Genomic DNA, 6,916 nt, shown 5'->3' on the forward strand with positions numbered 1-6,916 from the left:
GGCCAAGGTGTGCGACTGCCATGAGCCAAGCATGGTCGCTGGCGCATGCGCCGTGTTGACCGATGTCAAACGCATCCGCTCGCCGCTTCCCCGCCCAGCAACGCCAGCGACACGGATTTGCGTTATCCCGTCACCCTCGGATGGCCCACCGTCTGGGCCAGCACCGGTATCTCGTCTTCGTTGAGCGACATGGCGTTGGCCAGCATTCGATGATTCAACCAACCGCGCACGACGCACGCCAGTCCGGCTGACGCACAGTACAGCGACACGTTCTGCGCAATCGCGCCCACGGCGATGCCGGCGAACGAATCCCGTTGTGACTGAGGAAACGCGTCGGCGCGGGCGTGATTGACTACGTACACCAGATCGAGCGGCGCCTGACCGACAAAGTCCTGGTAGCCGGTGAGATTGCGCGCATCGACGGCATGCTTGAGGTGCAGTTGGTGCGACGCCGGGTCATAGCGATACACGCCTTCGGGCAGGGCGACGTACACGTCGATCTCGTTCACGCCGCGCGCCGACGGCGCAGTGCGCCCGCCGGTATCAGCGCGATTGACGCCGTCCGCCGCCCACAGCAGATCGCCGAGTTGCTGGCGGGAAAGCGCGGTCGGCGCAAAGTCTCGCACGCTCTTGCGACGTGCCAGTGACATCATCAAGCTGGCGCCGCCTTCGAGACTCGGCGGCGGCAGCGTTATGAGCGGCAGTGACTCACTGGCGAGCGGGACAGGAGATGCATTGCGCACGACGGCGTACGCAGGAAGCTTGGCCTCATTCATCGTGGGAACCCTCGAAAGACCGATGGCGGGCTGTCATGCCCGGCTGCTTCGAGCATAGGCAGTCGATCTCGGTCGGCCTTGATACGGGTCAACGAGCGGCGAAGCCGCAGCGGGCTCCGGGCCGCGGATTGCACCGTTAGCGCATTCGGTTCATTCAGTGTCGCTCAGCAAAAGCATGCCGGGCGCCCTGCCGACGCCGGCAACACCGAAAGCACCTCGTCCGCACCAGGCTCAGGCCGGAAAATCGTCACGCCTTTGAGTCCGAATTGCCACGCACGATAGAGCAGATCTCCGACGCGCTCGCGTGACACCCCGCTGGCGACCAGCACCGTCTTCGAGATGCCGGCATCGATGAACGGTTGTATTGCCGCCACCATGCGCAGGTGATCGTCGCCGCTCACCTGACTGGCCGTGACGAAGTAGTCCGGCAATGCCGCCGACTCGCCACACAAGGCACGGAAGCGTCGGTAGGCGTGATTCTCGATACGGTATGCGCGCGGTGCCTGATGCCGCAAGCGCAACTGACGCTGGTACGCCAAGGCGAAGGCCGGCTCGATACCGCTTGAGCAGTTTCCGCCGAACGCCAGACTGACGCTGCCTGTGGGGGCTATCGACAGCAGATGGCTATTGCGCAGCCCATAACGCGCAATCTCGGCGCGCACGGCATCCGGCAACGCCGACGCAAAGCTTCCCGTCGACAGGCTGCGCTCGCCGCTGAACAGCGGATACGCCCCGCGCTCGCGCGCCAATGCCGCCGACGCCGCATAAGCGTTGTCGCGCAGGCATCGCCCGATGGCGCTGGCGAGGTCCCTACCCTGCGGCGCGTCGTAACGCACACGCATCATCGTCAGCGCATCGGCCAGCCCCGTGACGCCCACGCCGATCCTTCGCTTGCTTCGGGCTTCGTGTCCATGTTCCGGTAACGGCCATCGCGTGACGTCGATTGCGTTATCGAGCATTCTGACCTGGACATGGACGAGCCGTGCCAGACCCGCAAAGTCGAACGCCGGCATTCCCCCCACGCCGAACGGATGCTTCACTCGCCGCGACAGATCGATCGGACCGAGCACGCAACTCCCCCACGCCGGGAGCGGTTGTTCACCGCATGGATTCGTCGCGGCAATCGATTCGATGTCGGCGAGGTCATTGGATTCACGGATCGTGTCGATGAACAGCAAGCCCGGCTCGGCGCTTCCGTGGGCTGCGTCGACGATCCGCGCCCACAATTGCCGTGCGGGGACCCTGGCATAGCACCAGTTGCCGTTATCGAGCAAATGCGCGCCCGCCGCCAGTCGTTGCCGATTGGGGGCCGCACGATGCTGAAGCCGCCATTCGGTATCGCGGGCAACGGCGTGCATGAACTCGGCGGTCGCCGCCACCGACACATTCAATGTCGCCCAGCGCCGGCGTCCGCGCTTGGCATTGATGAATTCGTCCAGATCGGGGTGATCGCAGCGCAACACCGCCATCTGCGCACCGCCGCGCGTATCGGTCAAGGCCAACGACTGGCAGGCCAGATCGAACCGATCGATAACGTCGCAAACATCGCCTGTGCCATGATCCGACGCACACACCAGTGCGTCGGCGGGCGCCACTGACGAGAAGTCGTACCCGACACCACCGCCCATGCGCAGGGTCGTCGTGGCCTGCGCGAGCGCGCGCGCGATGTCGCTCTGACGCGCCACGGGCACGTCCGGACCGACGATCGGGTGCACGAAGCAGTTCACCATCGTGGCGTTTTTGCCGGTGCCCGCGTTGGCCATGATCCGGCCCGCGCCGATCGCGCCCCGCAGCATGTTGCCGTAGAAGTGCCGTGCCGCATCGCGACGTCGATCCGGTGGCTCGGCCTGGGCCAGCGCGCGCGCTACCCGTCGGAAGACGTCGTCGCGCGCCGCCTCCCCCGGCGCAAGATAGCGATCCGCCAGCACCGCATCGCAGACCGTCGACGCCGAATCGTGAATGACCGGCATGGGGATGGCGCCTGCGTCAGGATCTATGCCAGCGCACGTGAAGTTCCGATTCCGCGTGCCCGTAGTCGAGATCCAGCTTCCCGCCATACGCATGGTGAATGGCATTGCCGATATCGCGCGCAATGTGCATTCCGGTGGTCGTGATCGCCGTACCGTCCTCGTCCGACGTGATCGCCATCACGCGCTCCATCGGATGTTCGCGGTGCAGCCGCTGCGCGCGGTGATTCACCAGACCGAGAATTTCCTGTCGATGCGCGGCCTCGAAGGTGCCATCCAGTACCAGACGGGCCGCGGGCACGCCGTCGGCGCTGCGATGACAGGCCGAGCAAGTGACGGTGACCGCATCGGGCGGGACGGCGCGCCATTGCCAATGCCCGCGCAGGTAGACGGCGTGACACACCGGGCAAGCCGCGAGTGCGGGGGACGCTGAGGGTTGCTTGTAACTGTCGGGGACGTGCTCGTCCGGAAAACGATCCCACCTTGTGGGCCGGACCATGGCAGACCTAGCTCTGACTTTCATGTTGTGACTCCTTGAAACGCTGGCGCAGGCTCGTGTCGAATGTGCGTCCGCCGCAGACGCCACCGGGACATGCCAGGCGGTCGACATCAACGCGACTCGCCATGAGTGCCCGCCAGATATAGATACAGTAAGCGGTTGCGCGCGCGAGAACTTGGCCTGGATCAAATGGCGCGACATCTCTCGCGACGCCTCGTCATGCGAGCGCCTAGGTCCCTCTCGCATGGACCATCGGCACACGCGGCGCCTTCAGCGCGGCAAGGTCATCGGGTCGTATCGATTGCGCGGATTCCACAACATCCACCCGTCGGTCCCCGCCGCCTCGGCCGCATCGATTTGGGCACGAATCTCGGCCGCGCCGAAATTACGACGATCGAAAGCATAGTCCCGAAACGCTTGCAGCCAGGGGCGGAAACGCACGCCGGGCAATCCGGTGCGGCGCATCGCCTGCGCGAGAGAGCGCGACACGATCTCACCCGGATGGTCGGTCGGCGGGTCGGATCCCGGAAGTCCCCGGGTGAATCCCGACGGGTAGAGCATGGGGGACACGTAATCGACCTGCTCGGCGAGGGTTTCGAGCTGCTGCCCAATCGCCGTGTCGTTGAGGTTCCAGCAGACGTAGCCGAAGATATCGACCGACAGGTAGACGTTATAGCGCAGCAAACGCTCGCGCGCAGCGCTCAGGAAGCCGGTGATGGCGCCGACCCGATGTTCGGCGGTGTTGGTCTCATGAAATTGCAACCCGGGTGCGTCCGGGAATCGCAGGTAGTCGAATTGGATCTCGTCGAACCCCATGCGCGCCGCCTCCTCGGCGACGTCAAGATTGTGCGTCCATGCGGCGGAAATCGTCGGATCGATCCATCGGAGCTGTTCGCGGTCACGCCACACGTTGCCCTCGGCATCGCGCACCGCCCACTCCGGATGGGCCCGCGCCAAAGGATCGTCCTTGAAGACCACGATGCGGGCAATGAGGTACAGGCCGCGATCGTGCAGCGATTTCACCAGTGCCGGCAGATCCTTGACCCGTGGCGTATTCGCGGGCACATGCGCCTGCGCACCGATGCCTTCCCGCGCAGGACTGCGATACGGCGTCATGCCGCGATCGCCTTTGACATCGATGACAAGCGCGTTAATGGTGCTACGTTCGGGCAACGCCAGCACGGCATCGAGCAATGCACGGCTCGCGATGCCGTACACGGAGAGATAGACGGCTTTGGGGTGGATGCGCGTCATGGCAACGCTCGCGCGACCTCCCCCGCGCAGCGAGGCTTGCACTCTCGCATACCCCGGCGCGCGCACCGAGACGGCCATCGGCGCCCCCGGCGCCATATCGGGGAGCACGATCTCGCCTTTGCGGTCGCTTATCCAGGCGCGGTCCCCGCTCACGAGCGTCGCGCCCGCAATCGGCTCGCGGGTCGCCACATCGACGACCGTCGCTGCGACGGTGTCGGCCGTGGCCGGCGGCACGGGTTGCAGGCACAGGAGCGAAAGGCTCCAGACGATCCATCGGCTAATCATGATGCGTTTGTGCATTGCGCAACATGCCGCGCAGGCACGTCATGCCGCAGTGCTGCGTCATGAGGTATCGCGGCAACGCCATGGCATTCGACTGCGGCGTGACGGGTTTGGCATCGAGAGAGAACCCATTCGTGTAGCCCTCGTCGCGCGCCATGGCCGCTAATTCAGTATCGTAAATGCCAAACGGCCACGCCAGTAGACGAACGGACCGATGCAGTTCGGCCTCGATCCGATCGCGGGAACGGCGAAGCTGATCGTGCACGAAGCGCCGGTAAGCCGCAGGCGCCAGCCGCGCGCGCTCTGTCTTGAAATTGGGATGCCATTCGGTGTGAGACTCGATGTCGAAAGTCCCCGATTGCGCAAGCGCGCGCAACTGATCCCACGTCATGGCATAGGACGCATTGGAGATGGCCGACGGGTAGACGAAGAGTGTGACGGGTACCGAGCGCCCCTTCAACATCGGCCACAGCACCTCGTAGACGGACCGGTGGCCATCATCCACGCTCAGGACGAGTGCGCGCGGCGGCAGGTTGTCCTGCCCGCCGGCATGCCAGGCGATGACGTCGGCCAGCGGTACCACCCGATAGCCGTTCTCTTCGAAAAAGCGCAGTTGCGACTCGAAGGTCTCCGTGCGCACCGTGGTCGAATCGGTGACGCGCTCCGCGAAGCGGTGATAGACGAGAATCAGGACGTCATGTTGCGCGGGGGCGGCATTCGTGATGCCAGCACACATCAAGCCCATCAGCCCGCCGGCCAGGAGGGCAAGCGCGCGGCGGCGAGCGCCCCTGCGCACGCCGGTCACCTCGCGTGATCGATCGCGAAAAGTCGCTCGTGGCGATGCTGACAAGCGGCACATCGCTTCGCCGTCGGATACGCCTTCAGCCGGGCATACGGAATACTCTGGCGGCAATCGATGCAGATGCCGTATTCGCCACGGCGTATGCGATCCCGCGCCGCTTCAATATCCGAGAGCTGTTGGCGAAAGCGATCGAGCATGGCATCTTGCACGCGTTCGGCGGTTTCCTCGTTCGCGAGGTCGGCGTCGTCGTGGGGCTCCGATGCCGAGCGTTCGCCGAGCGGCGATTCGGTGGTGGCCATCACGCTTTGAATGCGTTTTTCCTCCGTATCCATCAGCGTCTCCAACGCGCCAAGTCCCGGGTTTTTGCGGCTTTCCATCGTGGGTCTCCCATCAAAGGCGCAGGTCGGCATCCGACGGCGTACGCCGGCCTCGAGCGATCATGGGGGCCACCACCGCGCCCGCGACGGCCGCCAACGCGGCGATGGATGCCGCGGCCGCTACGCTCTGCCAGGGATGGTCGTGCACGTAATGGTCCGTGGTTCGCGCCCATCCCGACACGCGCTGCCGGCTCGTTGTGCGCAGCGTATCGAGCTGTGCGGTCAGTTGCTGAAGCCTGGCAGTGAGTGCGGGACGCGCTTCGTCGGACGCCGGATTGGCTTCGTCGGCAATATCACGCAGCAACGCCTTGATATCGGCAAGGAGGGCCTCAGCGTCGTTGACCAAGGTCTGACGGTGATTCATGAATTCAGTCCGAATGTCGTTCATCTCTCGCTCCCATCGAATTCGACAATGCGCCGCCGTTGTCGGCGCGGGCCAGGTTCACTATAGCCATCTGCGCACGGCGTGCCATGACATGGCGCAAATCGGCGTGATCTTCGTGTATGGGGCTCAGGGCAGACGACCGCCCGCCACGGCTACATTGTCTTTTTGAGCATGGCGCGCAGCCGGGACAGCGGGCGGGTGTTGAGGACGTCGGCGGCCTCGAGCCAGCCGCGTCTGGCCTGCATGAGGCCCAACGCCAGATGGTTGAAGTCGGCCGTGCGGTGCGCGTCCGAGGCAATGCTCACCCGCACACCCATCGACTTCGCCAGCCGGCAGCCGGTGTCCCACAGGTCCAGCCGGCGCGGCTGTGCGTTGGCTTCCACGAAAGCACCGCGCTCGGCAAGCGCCTGGAAAACGCGGGCGGCGTCGAACCGGCAAGCGTCGCGCTCGCCGATCAAACGAGCAAAGGGATGTGCGAGGATGCTGAAGTGCGGGTGGTCAATCGCCCGTAACAGCCGCGCGGTCTGCTTGTCGGCGGGTAAATCGAAATGGCTGTGAACCGCGCCAACGACCA

At 64.9% G+C, this 6,916-nt stretch carries 8 protein-coding genes; all 8 read right to left on the bottom strand.

Features of this window, described 5'->3' with window-relative positions; translation table 11 throughout:
* Window positions 1–122: 122 nt before the first annotated feature.
* A complete protein-coding gene (locus tag BGP02_RS11885) occupies window positions 123–776 on the bottom strand; it encodes a nitroreductase family protein (protein ID WP_261938587.1) in 654 nt (217 codons plus the stop codon).
* Between the two features lie 164 nt (window positions 777–940).
* Complete coding sequence (locus BGP02_RS11890) at window positions 941–2,746, bottom strand: adenosylcobalamin-dependent ribonucleoside-diphosphate reductase (RefSeq protein ID WP_286798577.1); 1,806 nt, start codon at window positions 2,744–2,746, stop codon at window positions 941–943.
* 16 nt (window positions 2,747–2,762) lie between these two features.
* The gene (locus tag BGP02_RS11895) at window positions 2,763–3,266 is read right to left on the bottom strand and encodes a BCAM0308 family protein (protein WP_268567809.1); all 504 of its coding nucleotides are present in this window, start codon (window positions 3,264–3,266) and stop codon (window positions 2,763–2,765) included.
* Window positions 3,267–3,512: 246 nt separating this feature from the next.
* Entirely contained in the window at window positions 3,513–4,781 is a 1,269-nt protein-coding gene (locus BGP02_RS11900) for a putative glycoside hydrolase (protein ID WP_026132037.1), read from the bottom strand.
* Complete coding sequence (locus tag BGP02_RS11905; RefSeq protein ID WP_286798578.1) at window positions 4,774–5,583, bottom strand: polysaccharide deacetylase family protein; 810 nt, start codon at window positions 5,581–5,583, stop codon at window positions 4,774–4,776. The genes BGP02_RS11900 and BGP02_RS11905 overlap by 8 nt, the downstream gene beginning before the upstream one ends.
* Window positions 5,580–5,957, bottom strand: a complete 378-nt coding sequence (locus tag BGP02_RS11910; protein ID WP_286798579.1) for a TraR/DksA family transcriptional regulator — start codon at window positions 5,955–5,957, stop codon at window positions 5,580–5,582. Before BGP02_RS11910 ends, BGP02_RS11905 begins: the two co-directional genes overlap by 4 nt.
* A 13-nt stretch (window positions 5,958–5,970) precedes the next feature.
* The gene (locus tag BGP02_RS11915) at window positions 5,971–6,321 is read right to left on the bottom strand and encodes an ElaB/YgaM/YqjD family protein (RefSeq protein WP_232424650.1); all 351 of its coding nucleotides are present in this window, start codon (window positions 6,319–6,321) and stop codon (window positions 5,971–5,973) included.
* Window positions 6,322–6,494: 173 nt separating this feature from the next.
* Window positions 6,495–6,916: PHP domain-containing protein (locus BGP02_RS11920; RefSeq protein WP_502688479.1), on the bottom strand; the 422-nt coding region annotated here is incomplete at its 5' end.

The sequence above is a fragment of the Pandoraea sp. 64-18 genome (assembly GCF_001899225.1).
Lineage (GTDB): Bacteria > Pseudomonadota > Gammaproteobacteria > Burkholderiales > Burkholderiaceae > Pandoraea > Pandoraea cepalis.